The organism is Clostridium sp. BL-8, assembly GCF_002006495.1.
Lineage (GTDB): Bacteria > Bacillota > Clostridia > Clostridiales > Clostridiaceae > Clostridium.
In genome coordinates, this window is sequence record NZ_LZZL01000004.1 from 1 (window position 1) to 18,616 (window position 18,616).

Annotated in this window: 16 protein-coding genes; 15 read left to right on the forward strand and 1 reads right to left on the reverse strand. The window is 28.8% G+C overall.

Annotated elements, in window-relative coordinates; translation table 11 throughout:
* Positions 1-401: 401 nt before the first annotated feature.
* The 3 genes from CLOBL_RS01425 (at position 402) to rsmI (ending at position 3,430) form a co-directional block, all read left to right on the forward strand.
* On the forward strand, positions 402-1,640 hold the full coding sequence (locus CLOBL_RS01425; RefSeq protein WP_077857366.1) for a C40 family peptidase: 1,239 nt from the start codon (positions 402-404) through the stop codon (positions 1,638-1,640).
* Positions 1,641-1,833: 193 nt separating this feature from the next.
* The gene (locus CLOBL_RS01430) at positions 1,834-2,583 is read left to right on the forward strand and encodes a tRNA1(Val) (adenine(37)-N6)-methyltransferase (RefSeq protein ID WP_077857367.1); all 750 of its coding nucleotides are present in this window, start codon (positions 1,834-1,836) and stop codon (positions 2,581-2,583) included.
* A 1-nt stretch (position 2,584) separates the two neighbouring features.
* A complete protein-coding gene (gene rsmI / locus CLOBL_RS01435) occupies positions 2,585-3,430 on the forward strand; it encodes a 16S rRNA (cytidine(1402)-2'-O)-methyltransferase (RefSeq protein ID WP_077857368.1) in 846 nt (281 codons plus the stop codon).
* 164 nt (positions 3,431-3,594) lie between these two features.
* Here rsmI and CLOBL_RS01440 read toward each other — a convergent pair whose 3' ends face one another.
* Entirely contained in the window at positions 3,595-3,840 is a 246-nt protein-coding gene (locus tag CLOBL_RS01440) for an AbrB/MazE/SpoVT family DNA-binding domain-containing protein (RefSeq protein WP_009172954.1), read from the reverse strand.
* Positions 3,841-4,397: 557 nt separating this feature from the next.
* Here CLOBL_RS01440 and CLOBL_RS01445 point away from each other — a divergent pair.
* The 12 genes from CLOBL_RS01445 (at position 4,398) to CLOBL_RS01500 (ending at position 18,581) form a co-directional block, all read left to right on the forward strand.
* Entirely contained in the window at positions 4,398-4,988 is a 591-nt protein-coding gene (locus tag CLOBL_RS01445; protein ID WP_009172953.1) for a DUF1836 domain-containing protein, read from the forward strand.
* 159 nt (positions 4,989-5,147) lie between these two features.
* Positions 5,148-7,433: an ATP-dependent DNA helicase gene (locus CLOBL_RS01450; protein WP_077857369.1), complete on the forward strand. Its 2,286-nt coding sequence runs from the start codon at positions 5,148-5,150 to the stop codon at positions 7,431-7,433.
* 308 nt (positions 7,434-7,741) lie between these two features.
* The gene (locus tag CLOBL_RS01455; protein ID WP_009172951.1) at positions 7,742-8,923 is read left to right on the forward strand and encodes a DegT/DnrJ/EryC1/StrS family aminotransferase; all 1,182 of its coding nucleotides are present in this window, start codon (positions 7,742-7,744) and stop codon (positions 8,921-8,923) included.
* Positions 8,924-8,989: 66 nt separating this feature from the next.
* Positions 8,990-9,568 (forward strand): acyltransferase, encoded by a 579-nt coding sequence (locus CLOBL_RS01460; protein ID WP_077857370.1) that lies wholly within the window; start codon positions 8,990-8,992, stop codon positions 9,566-9,568.
* A gap of 134 nt (positions 9,569-9,702) precedes the next feature.
* Entirely contained in the window at positions 9,703-11,019 is a 1,317-nt protein-coding gene (locus tag CLOBL_RS01465; RefSeq protein ID WP_077857371.1) for a nucleotide sugar dehydrogenase, read from the forward strand.
* Positions 11,020-11,295: 276 nt separating this feature from the next.
* The gene (dltD, locus tag CLOBL_RS01470; RefSeq protein WP_077857372.1) at positions 11,296-12,483 is read left to right on the forward strand and encodes a D-alanyl-lipoteichoic acid biosynthesis protein DltD; all 1,188 of its coding nucleotides are present in this window, start codon (positions 11,296-11,298) and stop codon (positions 12,481-12,483) included.
* Positions 12,484-12,737: 254 nt separating this feature from the next.
* Positions 12,738-13,904, forward strand: coding sequence for a D-alanyl-lipoteichoic acid biosynthesis protein DltB (gene dltB / locus CLOBL_RS01475; protein ID WP_077857373.1), 1,167 nt, complete (start codon positions 12,738-12,740; stop codon positions 13,902-13,904).
* A 366-nt stretch (positions 13,905-14,270) separates the two neighbouring features.
* A complete protein-coding gene (locus CLOBL_RS01480) occupies positions 14,271-15,116 on the forward strand; it encodes a YihY/virulence factor BrkB family protein (RefSeq protein WP_077857374.1) in 846 nt (281 codons plus the stop codon).
* A 79-nt stretch (positions 15,117-15,195) separates the two neighbouring features.
* Positions 15,196-15,543 carry a single-stranded DNA-binding protein gene (locus CLOBL_RS01485; RefSeq protein WP_077857375.1) on the forward strand — a complete coding sequence of 116 codons (348 nt, stop codon included), beginning with the start codon at positions 15,196-15,198 and terminating at the stop codon, positions 15,541-15,543.
* A 762-nt stretch (positions 15,544-16,305) separates the two neighbouring features.
* A complete protein-coding gene (locus CLOBL_RS01490; protein WP_009172943.1) occupies positions 16,306-16,635 on the forward strand; it encodes a DUF6514 family protein in 330 nt (109 codons plus the stop codon).
* A gap of 72 nt (positions 16,636-16,707) precedes the next feature.
* Entirely contained in the window at positions 16,708-17,079 is a 372-nt protein-coding gene (gene acpS, locus CLOBL_RS01495) for a holo-ACP synthase (RefSeq protein WP_077857376.1), read from the forward strand.
* Entirely contained in the window at positions 17,079-18,581 is a 1,503-nt protein-coding gene (locus tag CLOBL_RS01500; RefSeq protein WP_077857377.1) for an NAD(P)H-hydrate dehydratase, read from the forward strand. The genes acpS and CLOBL_RS01500 overlap by 1 nt, the downstream gene beginning before the upstream one ends.
* Positions 18,582-18,616: the final 35 nt, after the last annotated feature.

An 18,616-nucleotide genomic window follows, 5' to 3' on the forward strand; every position in this document is an offset into this window, starting at 1 on the left:
GGGGTGACAGGGATTGAACCTGCGACCTCATGGTCCCAAACCACGCGCGCTCCCAGCTGCGCCACACCCCGTAGCCATTTATAATTATATATTCAAGTGAGTTTTATGTCAAGGATTTTGATATTCATAGTAAAACAAGTATTTATAAAATTAATACATATAGTTACAACTTAAGAATTATAATATAAAAATTACAAGTTAATCTAGTTTATGAAAAATTTAAAGATTGAGAAAGATAAAGAATGAGCTAGAAAAAGAGGGGAATACGGACAATATACAGATATTACTAGGATAAACTAAATTCTCGCCAAATATAAGAATTGTCCATCTTTAATGAAAGTGTTATAATTGTTTGAGAATATAGATTGATGGAGGAGGGAAGGTTTGAAGACCGATAATGAATGAAGAGCAGAATTCTAGCTATTACGTTAGCGACAGTAATCGTTATAGGTAGCTCTATACCTGCGTTTGCGACGCCAGATAATCAACAATTAAGTGATTCGAGACAAAAATATGCAGATATTCAAAGTAAAATAACAGATATTGAAAATAAGATTTACGATTTAGATACGCAGATAGAACCGCTACAAGTAACAGTAGATAAAAATAAAAAAGAAATAACAAGTATAAATAATACTATTGATAATACTACAAAAGATATTGAACAATGTAAGAAAGATATTAATACATTAGATTTAGCTTTGGGTCAAAGAGTTAAAGCAATGTATACATCAGGAGATTTAGAATTTAGTTATTTAAATTTTATTCTTGAGTCAGAATCAACAAGTGATTTCTTTTCAAGAGCAGAAGCTGTAAGCAAGATATTAGGTAAAGATAAAGCTGCAATAGAAGATGTTACAAGTAAAAAACAGGAATTAAATGATAAAATTCAATCCTTAGAAGATAAAAAAGCTGAAATTGATAAGCTTAACAAAGAAATACAGACTAATTTAGATGAATTGGATGGAAAGAAAAAAGAAGAGGAAACATTATCAGCTCAAGCTAAAGATGAAAAAAGTAAGTTTGATGCGCAATATTTATCACAATTAGAAAGAGACACTGTAAAGACTCAGTTTGATGTTATAGATAATTCTAATAGTTCAGCATCAGATCTTCAATCAGCGATTGATCAATTAAGAAATATTAGAGATAATCAAATTAAGAGTGAAATTGTTACTTCTGAAATAAATGATAAAATAGAGAAAGCCAAAGCTGCGGTATCAACTAAAAAAGCAGCTGAAGTAAAATCTGCTACTTCTACAGCAAGTAGAGGTGGAAGAGTGGCTGTGCCATCAGCTGGAAATGCTCAAGCTATTTTAAATGAAGCATATGCACAATTAGGAAAACCATATGTGTGGGGAGCAACTGGTGCAAATAGTTTCGATTGTTCAGGATTTACTCAATATGTATATGAAAATGCTGCAGGCATTGATATATCGAGGACAACTTATTCACAAATAAATCAAGGACAAGCTGTTAGTCAAGATCAGCTTCAACCGGGAGATTTAGTATTTACACATCCAGGTCATGTTGGAATATATGTTGGAAACGGCCAAATGATTAATGCGCCACAAACAGGTGATGTAGTCAAAGTAGCACCAGTATATAGTTTTTATGCAGCAAGAAGAATTTTAAACTAGTTAACATAAGAAATTAGTTGTTAACATCTGATTTCAAGAGATAGTCCTTCTGTTTAAATACAGAAGGACTTTTTTTATTTGATTTGCGATGTTATAATGTGGAATGTATATAAGATCTATAATTTTATAGAAATATTAATAAATTTATAAGAGTATAAGTAAAATTCACATGAAGAAGTCAGAGGAAAAATAAATGGATAACAAATTAGAATATATAAAAGAAGATGAGACAGTAGATGATTTACAACTTAAAGGATTAAATTTGATTCAAAAGAAGGATGGATTTAAATTTGGCATAGATGCTGTATTATTATCTGATTTTGCCTGTGTAAAAAATAAGCATAGGGTAATTGATCTATGTACAGGAACAGGAATAATACCATTTTTAATATATGGAAAGTATGAGCCTAAGAGTATATATGGGTTGGAAATACAGGAAGATATGGTTGAAATGGCTAAGAGAAGTGTGAAACTAAATTCTTTAGATGAAAAAATTTGCTTTATAAATGAAGATTTAAAAAATGTAGATTTTTTGAAGAAACTTGAAAAGTTTGATGTAGTTACAGTAAATCCACCATATAAATTGAATAATTCAGGTATAATTAATCCAAATGATAAGCTGGCAATAGCCAGACATGAAATATTATGCAATTTAGAAGATGTGATTCATGCAGCGAGAACTTTATTAAAAGATAATGGCAGGCTTTTCATGATACATAGGCCTGAGCGTTTAGCAGACATTTTTACTTTAATGAGGAAATACAAGATAGAACCTAAGAGGATAAAAATGATTCATCCTAAAATGGGAAAAGCACCTAATATTGTTTTAGTCGAGGGACAAAGAGATGGAGGAGCATATTTGAAATGGGAAGCTCCATTATATGTCTATGATGATAATGGAAAATATACTAAGGAAATTGATTCAATATACTGGAGGATATGATATGAGCAATGGAAAATTATATTTAGTGCCAACTCCAATTGGAAATTTAAAAGATATTACATTACGAGCATTAGAAACTTTACAAGAAGCTGATTTTATTGCGGCGGAAGATACAAGACAAACATTAAAATTATTAAATCATTTTGAAATTAAAAAGCCTTTAATTAGTTATCATAAATTTAATGAACAGATAAAAAGTGATAAAATTATAGAATTGCTTATGGAAGGTAAAAATGTAGCATTGGTTTCAGATGCGGGAACACCAGGAATATCAGATCCGGGAAGCGTTATTGTTGAAAGATGTATAGAAAAAATGATTGATTTTGAAGTACTTCCAGGAGCAACAGCAATAACTACAGCGTTAGTTTATTCAGGTTTAGATACAACTAAATTCCTATTTAGAGGCTTTTTACCTAGAGAAAATAAAGATCGAAAGGTAGTGGCAGAAGAGCTTTTGCAAAGCCAAGAGACAATTATATTTTATGAGGCGCCTCATAGATTGTTAGATACGTTAACATTTTTAAATGAAGCATTTGGAAATAGAAAGATTGCAGTATGCAGAGAGTTAACAAAAATATATCAGGAAATATTTAGAGGTACTATAAACCAGGCGATTGAGTATTTTATAGAAAATAAGCCTAGAGGAGAATTTGTGCTTGTAATTGAAGGAAAAAAACTTGAGGAAATAAAGGAAGAACAAAGAGAAGCATGGATAAGTTTATCAATTGAAGACCATATAAGAAAACACATAGATGAAGGAATGGATAAAAAATCAGCAATAAAGCTTGTGGCTAAAGAAAGAGATATGCCAAAGAATGAAGTATATAAGTTTTCGACTAATATATAATAGTAGATTACTAAATTTAGATGTTTGAAGGAAGAATTAATAAAGTTAGAATAAATATTTATGTAGAAGAAAGACTATCTCAAAATTATTGAGATAGTCTCTTTAAAAATAAATATACAATTTATTTATTATTTTACAATAGGTAAACTTATTAAATAAAAATATTATCTATTATTTTTAATTTCATCTAAACATTTAGTACAAATGTTTTTACCTTTGTAGTTAATTACATCTCTTGCATCTCCACAGAAAATACAAGCTGGTTCATATTTCTTTAAGATTATTTGCTCACCGTCTACATAAATTTCTAATGCATCTTTTTCAGCAATATCTAAAGTTCTTCTAAGTTCTATAGGAATAACTATTCTTCCTAACTCATCTACTCGTCTAACTACACCTGTTGATTTCATACAAAACTCCTCCTAATTCCATGATTCGACATTCTACTATGATATATTACCAAGTATGTAATATAAAGTCAATGGATATTTCTCTTTATTTATAAGAAATTACAAATTTCAACCTTAATAAACATCTTATATAAAATATACTACCATATTTTAGAAAAGTCAAGAAAATTTATTTGCTAAATTATAGTGGGGATTTTAAAAAATAAATCAATAAATCCAACTTATAACAACAATTGAAAAATATTAATGTGTAAAGTAAGCAAATTGTCTATAATATGCTAAAATTATTTTACAAAAAAAAGAATAAAATCAGTATATTAACTATTTTGCAGAAACGCGGAGAATATAAGTGATAATGTCGAGCAATTACATAAATTAGATATTTTTTTATTACTATTCTACTTTGGATTTCATTAATCACATAATTATAATAATTTGGGAAAATATATATTTAGGAAAAATAAATTAGTAAAACGCTGTTTGAAGTAACTTGTAACGAGTTCATAATTACTATATAATCTATATATATTTAAAATTGGAAAGTATAGGTGTATAAAATGGGAAAAAAATTTGATTCTAATTATATAAAAGAGTTAGCGGAGGAAATGTCAAAAAATAGTTCGGTTTCATATGAAGAGCTTCCTAAATATGATTTGTTTTTATCCCAAGTAATAGATTATTTGAATGATAAATTTGTGGATGAAAGGTTTACTAATAACATAGTTCAAAATTATACTAAAAGCGAAGTTATAACAAAACCAGAGGATGGTAAAAAACGGGGATATACTAAAATGCATTTAGTTCAGTTAGTATTACTAGGTTATATGAGACCACTCTTAACTACAGAAGAAATAAAAAAGGTTTTTAGACTTGCTTTCAATGAAATTAATGATAGAAATGATGATATATTATCATGGGAAGATGCTTACAAGACGTTTACACAAATACAAAAAGAAAGTTTTGATGATTACTTTTTAACTTCATTAAACCATGAGAAAAAAATAGAAGAAATAATTAAAAATTTCGATTTAAAAGAAGATGATGAAGAGAGAATAAAAATTTTTTTATTAGTTCTTTCACTAATCGCTCAAGCAAGCGTTATTAAAAAGTTAGTTCAAAAAATAGTTAATGAATATGAAACAGAATAGTAAAATAAATATATAAATATGTTAAGAACACTTACTTAATTTGATGCTTAAATAGTTATAATGCAAATTAAGTAAGTGTTTTACGTGTAAGGTAAAGAACTAAAAGTTAACTTATATTATTCGAAATAGTGTTAGAAGTTATTACAGAGGAGAATAGAGATGGATAAGGTTATAATAAAGGAATCTGTAAGAAATCTAGTTGAGTTCTGTCTTAAGAGTGGTGACATAGATAATAGATTTTCGGGAAGTGCCAGAGCGGTGGAAGGTACAAAGGCACATCAAAAACTTCAAGATGATAATTTGAGTATTTATAAAAATTATGAAAAAGAAGTATATTTAAGTTATGTCTTTGAAACAAAAAAGAGTTTAATAAATATTGAAGGACGAGCAGATGGTATTATAATACAGGATGATAGAATAATAATTGAGGAAATTAAATCAACCTATAAAAACTTTGCATATATAGATGATTTGAATGAAGTACACTGGGCGCAGGCAAAAGTATATGCTTTAATTTATTGTAAACAAAATAATATTCAAAATACTTATGTAAGGTTATCGTACGTGCAGCTTGAAACAAGTGAAGTTAAAAGTTTTGAAAAACAATTTACTATAGAAGAATTAGAGAAGTTTATAGAAGCAGTATTAGAGGAATATGAGAAATTTGTTAGTTTGATTTATCAACAAAAAAATAGAAGAAATGAGTCTATAAGAACTCTTAGTTTTCCTTTTGATAAGTATAGAGAAGGACAAAGAAAACTAATAAATATAGCATATCAGACGATTAAGGAAAAAGAAATTCTATTTGCGCAGGCACCAACTGGTATAGGAAAAACAATATCAACGATATTTCCGGCAGTAAAGGCTTTAGGAGAGGAGATTGGTGAGCGGATTATATATCTAACAGCTAAGACCATAAATAGGCAGGTTGCAGAGGAAACGTTTGAAAGATTGAGGACAAAGGGCTTGAAGTTTAAGAGCATAGTAATTACTGCTAAAGAAAAAATATGCAGCAATGATAACTTTGATTGCAATCCAGAGAAATGTAAATATGCAAAGAACTATTATGGTAAGGTGAAAGAAGTAATATTTTATATTTTAGAGAATGAAGAAAGAATTTCCAGGGAAATATTGCAGGAATATGCTGAAAGATATGAAGTGTGTCCTTTTGAGTTATCTTTAGACTTAAGCCTTTATTGCGATGGAATTATTGGAGATTACAATTATATTTTTGATCCGAGGGTATCATTAACACGTGTGCTAGAAAGCAAAGGGAATATAGCCCTAGTTGATGAAGCGCATAATTTAATAGATAGGTCAAGAAACATGTATTCTGCATCTTTATGTAAGAATGAAATATTAAAGTGCAAAAAGTTAACTAAAGGCAAACTTAATAAATTACATGCTATATTAAGAAAAATCAACGATTATTTTGTTGAATTAAGAAATGAGTGTGAAGATAAAGAAGTAACATGGCTTTGTGAGGAAGGCTTACCAAGTGAACTAAGTAAGCACTTACAATTATATCTAAGAGAGAGTGAAGAAATTTTAGTAAGAGGAAACAAATTTGAAGGATATGAAGAAATATTGCAGTTATACTTTGACATAAATGCTTTCGTTTCTACAATGCAGTTATATGACGAAAATTACAGGACTTGCATGGAAAAAGAAGCACAAGAACTTATGTTAACATTATATTGTATAAATCCAGCTAAAAACTTAAAAGAATATTTAAAACGATGTAATTCAGTAATATTCTTTTCAGCGACACTAACACCACTAAAATATTATATTGAAATGCTTGGAGGTACTGATGAAACTTATAGAATAAAACTTCCATCGCCTTTTAATAAAGAAAATTTAAAAGTTTATGTTAGCCCAATTAATATTAGATATTCGCATAGACAAAGAACATTGAAATTGGTTAAAGATAAGATTTTAGATTTTGTGAAAGATAAGCTGGGAAATTACATAATTTTCTCACCATCATATGCATATATGGAATTATTATATGAGGAAATAGGCAAATCTCCTATTGAAGGCTTCGAATTTGTAAAGCAGAAGAAAAACATGAGTGAGGAAGAGAAGAGTGAATTTTTAAATGAGTTTAAAATAAAGAATAACTTGCTGATGTTTTGCGTACTTGGAGGTATGTTCTCAGAAGGTATAGATTTGCCAGGAGAGCAACTAATAGGAAGCGTTATAATAGGTGTAGGCTATCCAATGATAGATATGAAAAATGAAGTTATAAAAGAATTTTATAGAGAACGTGGATATGAGTATGCATACATATTCCCAGGAATAAATAAAGTACAACAAGCCGCAGGGAGAGTAATAAGAACAGAAAATGATAAAGGCAGAGTTTTGCTTATTGATGACAGATATGTAAGCAACAATTATAAAGTATTACTGCCTAGTGAGTGGTACCCCATTGGCAAGTTATGAGTTATGAGTTGAGGAAGAAAAGCTGCTGGCTTTTCAAAAAACATAATTTAAGAAATCTCCGAAAGAGATTTCAACATTAACTCATAACTTTTAACTTATAATTCTTAACTTATCAAGAGTACGTTGTTAATTGAAAATAAGTATGTTAAAATATTCATGTTAGTTTTTTGGAATGAAAGACGTTTTGGATAAAATTTGAATATTTGCTAAGTTTAGTTGAGTTAAAATGATAAATGTATAACTCTTCAATAAATAAGAAGAATTATTATAAAAATAACATATTTTCGTAAAATTAAGGAGCGAGGAAAATGAATATTCCATTAATTGATTTAAAAGCTCAATATAAATCTGTTTCTGAAGATTTAGATAGAGTAACTAAAGAAGTACTTTCTTCTGCAAATTATATTATGGGTAAGAACGTAGTAGAATTTGAAAAGGAATTTGCAGAATATATAGGTGTTAAGCATGCAATATCAGTAGGAAATGGAACAGATGCATTAGTTATTGCATTAAAATCTTTGGGGATAGGAAGCGGAGATGAAGTAATAACTTCTACATTTACATATTTTGCTTCAGCAGAGTCTATTTCAGCAGTTGGTGCGACTCCAGTTTTTGTTGATGTGGAAAAAGAAACATTTAATATAGATCCAGCTAAGATAGAAGAAAAGATCACTAAGAAAACAAAAGCCATTATACCTGTCCATATTTTTGGGCAAAGTGCTAGAATGGATGAAATAAATGAAATAGCAAAGAAACATAATTTAAAAGTTATAGAAGATGCGGCTCAAGCAGTGGGATCTAAATATAAAGGAAAGATGATAGGAACTTTAGGCGATGCAGCATGTTTCTCATTTTTCCCAACTAAAAATTTATCATGTGCCGGAGATGGTGGTATGATAGTTACAAATGATGATAATATAGCTATAGTAGCAAGAGCCTTAAGAACCCATGGAAGTGGAGAAAATGGACAAAAAGCTTTTAACTTCTTGAATAATATAAAAGAAGAAATAGAAACTTCTAAGGATGGCGATGATACTGTATATAATCCTTTAAAATATTATAACTATTTAATTGGCTTCAATTCTAGATTAGATGCTATTCAGGCAGCAATTCTAAGGGTTAAATTGCCACATTTAGATAAATGGAATGAAGGAAGAAGAAAAATAGCTAAAATATATGATGAAAAACTAAAAAATTCAAATGTAGTAACACCAGTTGTGGATAAAGAAAATGACCCTATATATCACCAATATGTTCTTCAATGTGAGGATAGGGAAACTATGCTTACAAAGCTTAAAGAAAAAGGAGTTGCAACTGGAGTTTATTATCCAGTTCCATTGCATTTACAAAAGGTATATAAGGATCTGGGATATAAAGAAGGCGATATGCCGGTTGCTGAATACTTATCTCATAGAACTTTTGCAATACCAGTTTATCCAGAGTTAACAGAAACTGAGGTAGATTATATTATTGAAAGCATAAAAGCGTAGAATTTGTAGAGTAAGATTTTATTTTGATACTTATAGAATAAATATGAATATGTGGAGACTAATATTATGAGCGATAATTATTTTGTACATGAGTCAAGCTATGTAGATGATAATGTGAAAATAGGAGATGGAACAAAGATATGGCATTTTTCTCACGTAATGAGCAATTGTGAAATTGGGGAGAAGTGTAACATAGGCCAAAATGTTGTAATATCACCAGGCGTAAAAATTGGAAATGGTGTAAAAATACAAAATAATGTGTCTGTTTATACAGGTGTTATTTGTGAAGATGATGTATTCTTAGGACCATCATGTGTATTTACCAATGTAGTAAATCCAAGAAGCTTTATAGAAAGAAAAAGTGAATATAGGGAAACTGTAATTGGAAAAGGTGCATCTATTGGAGCAAATGTTACGATTGTATGTGGACATAATATAGGCAGATTTGCACTAGTAGGAGCTGGAGCAGTAGTTACTAAACATATACCAGATTATGCGCTAGTTGTAGGAAATCCAGCAAATATATTAGGATATGTGTGCGAGTGTGGAGAAAGACTTGAATTTAAGGATGAACATGCAACTTGCAAAGCTTGTGGAAAGAATTATAATAAGAATGATGAAAAAGTAGAATGTATAAATGACTAATAGATAGAAGTGAATATTAGGATTAAAAATATAAAGAAATTCTTTAAGAATTTTATCATTAACTGTTAACTGTATATTGCTTGCAGGATACCATAAGGGCATAAACTGTTAACTGAAAATTGTGGAGGTATAAGATGTCAATGTTAAAACAACAATTATTAGACAAGATAAACAATAGAACTGCAAAGGTTGGTGTCGTTGGACTTGGATATGTTGGATTGCCATTAGCGGTAGAAAAAGCTAATGCAGGATATCAAACTATTGGTTTTGATGTTCAAGAACAAAAAGTACAAATGGTTAATGAAGGAAAAAATTATATAGGTGATGTAGTAGATGAAACTCTAAAGAAGTTAGTAGAAGCAGAGACTTTACAAGCGACTACAGATTTTAGTTTTGTTAAAGATGTAGACACTATTTGTATCTGTGTTCCTACACCATTAGATTTATATAAGCAGCCAGATTTATCATATGTTGTTTCTTCAACAAAGAGTGTTGCAGAATATTTACATAAAGGTATGCTTGTAATCCTTGAAAGTACTACGTACCCAGGAACAACAGAAGAAGTTCTTAAGCCAATTTTAGAGGAAAGTGGCTTGAAATGTGGAGAAGACTTTTTCTTAGCGTTCTCACCAGAAAGAGTTGATCCGGGAAACAAGGATTTCAACACTAAAAATACTCCAAAAGTTGTTGGAGGATGTTCTGAAGATTGTACTGAAGTTGCAGCAGCATTATATAGAAATATATTAGAAGGGGATATACATACTGTATCATCACCAGCTGTAGCAGAAATGGAAAAGATATTAGAAAATACTTTTAGAAACATAAATATTGGATTAGCTAATGAAATGGCTATTTTATGTAATAGAATGGGAATAGATGTATGGGAAGTTATTGATGCAGCAAAAACAAAACCATATGGGTTCATGCCATTTTATCCAGGTCCAGGTCTTGGAGGACATTGTATTCCACTTGATCCATTTTATTTAGAATGGAAAGCAAAAGAATATGATTATCACACAAGACTAATTGAAACATCAGGGGAAATTAATGATTCAATGCCAGAATTTGTTCTTGATAATGTTATGAAAATTTTAAACAAGAATAAAAAAGCGTTAAATGGAGCTAAAGTTTTATTAATGGGTGTTGCATATAAAAATGATATAGATGATTATAGAGAATCACCAGCATTTAAAGTAATAGAATTACTAGAAAAGAATGGTGCGGATCTAAAGGTAAATGATCCTTATTGTCCAACATCTAAATATAAAGGTAAAGTCTACAATTCAGTAGATTGGAAAGAAGTTATTGATGAGGCTGATATTGTAATCATAACAACAAATCATAGCTGCTATGATTATGAATCGATTGTTTCTAGAGCCAAGGTTGTATATGATACAAGAAATGCTACTAAAAATGTAGTTAACAATAGAGATAAAATTTATAAATTATAATAAAATTTTAATAGTACATTTACATGTAAAAGGGTATATTCGTGAAGTTTTTTGTCAAGAATATATCTTTTTGCTTGTACTACAATAAAAGCTTTGATATTTTTGAAAAAATTTATAAAAAGCTAATTTCTATATAAATTAATGAATGTTTTATTGACACTGGTAGGTATAGAATAATATTATAAACATAGAGTAATTTACTCTATTGAAGAATATTTTTATCAATAAGTTAACTTTTACAAATTAGTAATTTAACGACAAAGAGGTTGTTGCATAATGAAAAAGATAATAAGCTTAATAATACCGATAATTATCGTAATATTTATTACAATTACGATGAATACAATATTAGATAGACAAATACAAGTATTAACCAAAGAAAAAGATGTAAGTGCTCTTGGAAAACTAAGATTTGATACAGTAAAGGATAAAAGCTCGTTAGATAAAAAAATGTTGTCTGATAACGGAAATATGTTTTTGCTTGGATCATCCGAACTTGGGATAAGCGTTCCTCAAAATCCATTAGATTTTTTCCCGTTTAATGGCGCTAATTATAATTTAAGCTGTTTTGGAAGACCATTTACTCAAGATTTACAAGAAGCGTCATATTTAGGAGGAGGAGACCTAGAGGATAACCAGAAAGTTGTCTATGTACTCTCCATTCAGTGGTTTGAAGATGAGGATGGATTACAGCCAGATCAGTATGCAGCAAATTTTTCAGAAGTACAGTTTTACAATTTTTTGAAGAATCCTAAAATAAGTGAAGAAAATAAACGATATTATGCTCAAAGGGTATATGATTTTCTAACAAAAGCTAAAGAAAATCAACCAGAAGCATATTATGCAAAGCTTTATTTAGATTCAAGCGCTTTTGCCAATATGCAAAAAATTGTACTTTCACCATATTATGAAGTTAAGCAATATTTATTAGGCATTCAAGATAAAGCATTAATTTACCAGAAACTTAAGGGGTTACCTAATAAGAACTCTGGACCAATATTAAGAACTATAAATTGGGATGATGAATATGCAAAAGTTGAGAAGGACAATGAAAAGATTGTATCTACGAATAATCAATTTAATTTGGAAGACAAGCTTTATAATTGGACTTTAAAAGATAATATTGATAAGCATAAAGGGGAGTCTGAAAATGAAAATCTCATGACATCTAAAGAAATGGATGATTATAAGTTCTTCTTAAGTGTATGTAAAGATCTTGATATAAAACCTTACATAGTTATACCTCCAGTTAATGGATGGTTTTATGATTTTCAGGGGCTTACTAAGGACAAAAGAGAAGAATGGGATAAAAAAGTAAATGAAATCGCAAAAGATAATAATCTTAATGTTCTTGATTTACAAGCCTATGATTATAAAAAACATTTCTTAGTAGATACAAAGCATTTAGGAGAAGAAGGGTGGCTTAGGGTAAGTGAAGGAATTTATAAATATTTTAATAAATAATAAAGATTTTAAGAGATCTGCAATGCTGACAATTGCATTAGTTTTAATATTAATGGTATATATTTTTCAAGCATCAACAGATTTGCCATTTGTTTATAGTCAATTTTAAGTTTAATTAATGTTTATAGAGTTAAGAAATGCTTAGCGATGAGGTTTATGGTCATAAAGTAATGCTAAGAACAATGACTACGATAATTATTTAAATTAGTATATAGTTATGAAATTGGCAGAAATGAACTTATGGAGGAATTGAAATGACATTAGTTGAATATGGAGATTATTTTTATTTATATATACTCGCAATTGCATTAATACCAGCTATTATTTTAGGAATTTTAGAGAAGAATATTAAATATTATGGAATTTTTATATCAATTCTAATGATATTAGCAATAATGGGGATAGGGAAGGTGTTTCCGTTATTCTTGGTCGGAGAGATTGCTTTAATTAAGATATATTCTGCTTTAAGAAAAAAAACAGACAATAAATATTTATATTATTTTATTCTATTTTGTTCGATGCTACCGCTAATTATTTTAAAAATAAGTGGAGTATTTAGTATAAAGACCATTGGATTTATAGGACTTTCATATATGAATTTTAAGGCTATTCAAATGGTTATCGAAATATATGATGAAAGCATAAAAGAAGTCAGTATATTAAACATACTATATTTCTTTATATTTTTTACGACATTAACTTCTGGACCAATAGATAGATCTAGAAGATTTGAAAGTGATTTAGAAAAGAAAATAACTAGAGACGAGTATATAAATGATTACTTAGGTTTTGGTGTAAAAAGAATAATAATAGGTATAGTATATAAATTCGTTATAGCTAATTTAATTAATTCGTTATGGATGAATCAAATTCCATCACTTGCAGGCATTCAGGCAAGATCATTAATACTTAAATATTCAATAAATTATATGTACTCGTATAGTTTGTATCTATTTTTTGATTTTGCAGGATATACAGCTTTTGCTGTAGGGACAAGCTATATTTTAGGAATTAAAATGCCAGAAAATTTCAATAAACCTTTCTTAAGTAAAGATATGAAGGAATTTTGGACTAGATGGCATATATCATTATCTAAATGGTTTGGAGATTATATATATTCAAGATTTGTATTAAATAGTATGAGAAAAAAAAGATTTAAAAACAGATTTATTGCTTCTCATGCAGGGCAAATGTTAACAATGTTTATTATGGGAATGTGGCATGGACTAAAATGGTATTACATAATATATGGAATATATCAAGGATTAGCATTAGTTGCAACTGATATATATCAAAGAAGATCTAAATTTTACAAAACTCATAAAAAGAAAAAATGGTTCCAATATGCTCAAGTCGTGATAACATTTCATATAGCGTGCTTTGGACTATTAATTTTTTCAGGATATTGGTTTAGTAACTAATCGTTCAAGTAGTATTAAATATATTAATACTATATATAATAAAGTTTTTTAATGACTATCTTTATATTTTGAAGATAGTCATTTTTTTATACAAAAAGCTATATGATTTTCTCAGTTGATAAAGTTTATGGGACTAGGAAATATAGAAGTTTTAATTAACAATTGAAATGTAGCAGAGTCATTTAGTTATATGAATTAATCCCAACTTAGAATATTCTGAAGAGCTTTATCAAATAAGACTGACATTAGTACTGACAATCACTATATTACATAGAATTAATAAAAATAGAATAAAATAAGTATTGTAATTTTAAATTGAGTGTTATAAAAGTAAATATTTTAAGGGAAGACTGGTGAGAGGAACATATGATGATTAAAAATTTAAAGCATAAAATAAACTTATTAATGAGTCTTATAGAAAAAGTAAAAAAAGATGATGTATTCGCATTAGCATCTCAATTGGCATATTATCTAATGCTATCATTCTTTCCATTTATATTGTTTTTAATGACATTAGCAGGTCTTAGTAGTTTGAGTTCCAGTGATGTATTAAATCAGCTCAGCGTAATGCTGCCCAAAAGTATATTAGATTTAACGCAATCAACAATACAGGAAGTATTTGATAATGAGTATACTGGATTATTAGGAATATCTATTCTCCTAATGGTATGGACGTCATCATCTGCTTTTAAAGCTATAATTAATAGTGTAAATAAAGCATATGATTTTAAGGAAAATAGATCTTTTATTAAACTTTCGATTATTTCAATCGCAGGAATATTGGCACTAGCATTAACTATGATATTGTCTTTAATAATATTGGTCTTTGGGAATATAATAAGTGAATACATTGAAAAATTTCATTCGGTTTACAGAATAACGTTGGCTCTTTGGGGTATATTTAGATATACGTTTATATTTATTATTATGATAATTATATTTGTTGGTATCTATATATTTGCACCAGCCCAAAAACTTATATGGATAGAAGTTATTCCGGGATCCATATTTAGTACTATAGGATGGATTATAGTATCCTTAGGATTTTCTTTTTATGTTGATAACTTTGGAAATTATTCAAGATTCTATGGAAGCCTTGGCGCCGTATTTATACTTATGACTTGGTTATTTTTAATATCAATTATATTTATTCTAGGAATAGAAATAAATTTTGTTATAAATAAAAATAAAACACATGTAATAAAATCATAAATAAATTTTTTTATTTTAGGTGAATATAAATTATTGAACTGGATATAACTTTAGAAGAAAAATATTCAGGAGGTAAGAAATGAATAAAATAATATTATTAGGAAGATTAGTTAAAGACCCTGAACTTAGGCACACTGAGAACGGTGATAAAATTTATACTAAATTTACTATTGCAGTACAGAGAAATTTTAGATTACCCGATGGAGTTAGAGAAGCCGATTTTATACCAATCAAAGTTTGGGGAAAAAAAGCTGAGGTTATTGTTAGGTATATGAAGAAAGGAAGTCTTATAACATTAAGTGGAAGGCTTAGAACAGGTAGTTATGAAGATAAAGATGGAAACAGAAAATATATAGCAGAAGTTGTAGCAGAGGATTTTAAGTTTCTTGAAAATAGAAAAGCTCAAGCACAAGATTTTGAAGATTAGTAGTTGATTTACATATTAATTTTAGTAAAAATAAATATATAAAGCGACTTGTACAAGAAGTAAAAAGGTTATCTAGATTATGTTATTGAGGTGAATTGATATGAATTTAGATAACTTTTTTATATAAGCCTTAATTTTGGAAATATATATATTTAATAAAAAATTAGATGTATAAATAAATTATTTTCTCTAAAATAGTTCATTAATGAAATGTTGGGTTTTTATAAAGAGTATATTTAATGAAAAGATAACAACTTCAATTGATAAAGGTTATAGTAAATAGTATACTCTTTTTGTGTTAAGCGTTCTAAGCATAGAAACATATTTTGTATGTTCTTAAGATGAAAAAAATTTTTCAATCCAATTAAATAAATTTTTTTAAAAGTGTTGTAATTATGTGAATATATGTTATAATAATAGCATGTAAACGATATCCATGATATATTTCAATTGTGGTAAAGTAGAGAGAGATTTTGAGGTAAAAAAAGAGCTGTTAGCTCTTTTTTTATTTTACAATAAATACAAGGCACATTAAAATATGCATATAATATTTAAAGAGAAAATATTGGATTTCGACATATAGTATTTAAAAAATAAGGGCTTTAAGTATCTATATGTTGTAAAAGCTAAATGAAGAAGTTTTATTGTCAATAAAAAATATATAAATATTGAAAACATGGACATGCTTTGACAATTTATTGATATGCTATGTGATAGTATAAGGTTGTAGGCAAAAATATTATATTAGGGAGTTGAGAGGTTATGAATTTAGTTGAGGAGTATTCATCTATTAATTGTGATGGTGATGTAGAATTTAGATATGCATATAGACTCATAAAAAAAGATTATAAGGGAATAACTGCATACGGTATTGAAATTGAAAGAAAAGATTATGTTGACTTAAAAAATGTAAACCTAGAGAGAGAAAGAATAGATATGATATCAATTCACAGGCATAAAGTGAAACAGATACTAATGAAGTTGTATAATAATCAAGTATCTCCACTTCACTTAGTTGATATTGTGGGTGCATATGCAGATGAACATGTATACGAATTTGATACTGGAATAAATGAGAAAGTTATAAATTAGGCTGAAGGTATAGCAATAATTAAATATTTACGCTAATATATGGTAAGATATTACTAAGAAAGGCGGTCAAATATGATTATTGGAATTGGCACAGATATAATAGAAATCAATAGAATAGAGAAAGCAGTAAATAGAACAAAAAATTTTATTATAAAATCATTTACTAATAGTGAAATTGAATATTTCAACTCAAAAGGACTCAAAAGTAATATAATTGCAGGTAATTTTGCAGCCAAGGAAGCTGTCAGTAAAGCATTAGGAACTGGTTTTAGAGGATTTGGACTTAAAGATATTGAAATATTACGAGATTCATTGGGAAAGCCAGTTGTGCATCTTAGTGATAAGCTTTATAAGCTGATAGGCATAAAAGAATTCAATATCCATATTAGTATTTCACATAGTAAGGAAAATGCAATTGCCTATGCAGTAATGGAGGTAATATAATGTATGAAGTTTTTTCGGCTAAACAATGCAAGGAAATGGATAGACAGAGCATTGAGGAAATTGGAATACCTGGAATTGTGCTTATGGAAAATGCTGCAATAGGAATATTTAAAGAAGTGGTAGAAAAGGGAGAATCATTTTTAATTTTATGTGGTAAGGGCAATAATGGAGGCGATGCATTAGCATTATGCAGACATTTGGTATTTGCCGGAAAAAGGGTAAAGGTTTATATTGTTAGCAAAGATAAAAGTTATACAAATGATTTTAGAGTTAATTTTAATATCTTAGAGAAATTAATTGATAAAAAAGATCTTGTGTTCATAAAGTCAGAAGATGACATAAATGATGATGTAATCGATGATTTGAAAAATTACGATGTAGTGGTTGATGGAATTTTTGGGGTTGGTCTTAATAGAGATTTAGAAGGAATGTTTAAAAAAATAATAGAGCATATAAATTATTATGCAAAGTTAGTTACAGCTATTGATATTCCATCTGGCTTGGATAGTGATTCAGGGAAAGAGAGAGGAATTGCCGTACATGCAAATATTACATATACATTTGAAGTTGTTAAGCAAGGATTTTTAAATTATGAAGCGATTAATTGTGTCGGAACTTTAAAGATATTAAAAATAGGAATACCAGAGCAAATAAAAAAGAGTAATTCTGAGAGGTTTTATATTCTTGAAGAAAAGGAATACAAAGGATTTCTTCCAAAAAGGCTCGTGTATGGACATAAGGGCAATTATGGCAGAGCATTGATTGTAGCGGGAAGAAAAGGATTTACAGGTGCAGCTTTGATTACAACGGAATGTACTATTAGGGCAGGAGCTGGATTGACTACATTAATATGTAAGGAAGAGGTTCAATCAGTACTAGCAGGTAGAATACTAGAAGCTATGACATTAACTTGGAATGAGGATGTAGGTAAGTTATTAAGGAATGCAGCGACTATTGCTTTTGGACCTGGAGTTGGAACTGGCGATAGAGAGATGAATATGCTGGAGAAAATTATAAATGAAAGTAAATGCCCAATTGTTATTGATGCAGATGGGATTATTTTATTAGGAAGAAATAAATCTTTATTAGATAAATTAAGAGGCAGGGCAATTATTACTCCACATCCAGGTGAAATGGCACAATTTCTTGGAGTGACTATTGATGAGGTAGAATCAAATAGAATTAAAATAGCCAAAGAAGTTGCAAAGCAATATGGGATAGTTGTGCTATTAAAAGGATATAATACTGTGATTTCAAATGGAAAGTATATTTATATAAATCCTACCGGTAATAGTAAAATGGCATCGGGAGGTATGGGAGACGCGTTAACTGGAATAATAAATGCATTTCTTTCACAGGGAGTTAATTTAGAACAATCAGTTCTTTTAGGTGCATATATTCATGGGAATATAGCGGATAGGTTAGGCAAAGAAGTTTACATAGTAAATGCAAGAGATATTATAGATGAATTACCTAAAGAAATTAACAGTATTATTACTTAATTAAGAATAAAAGTCTCAAAGTTTTCATAAATAGT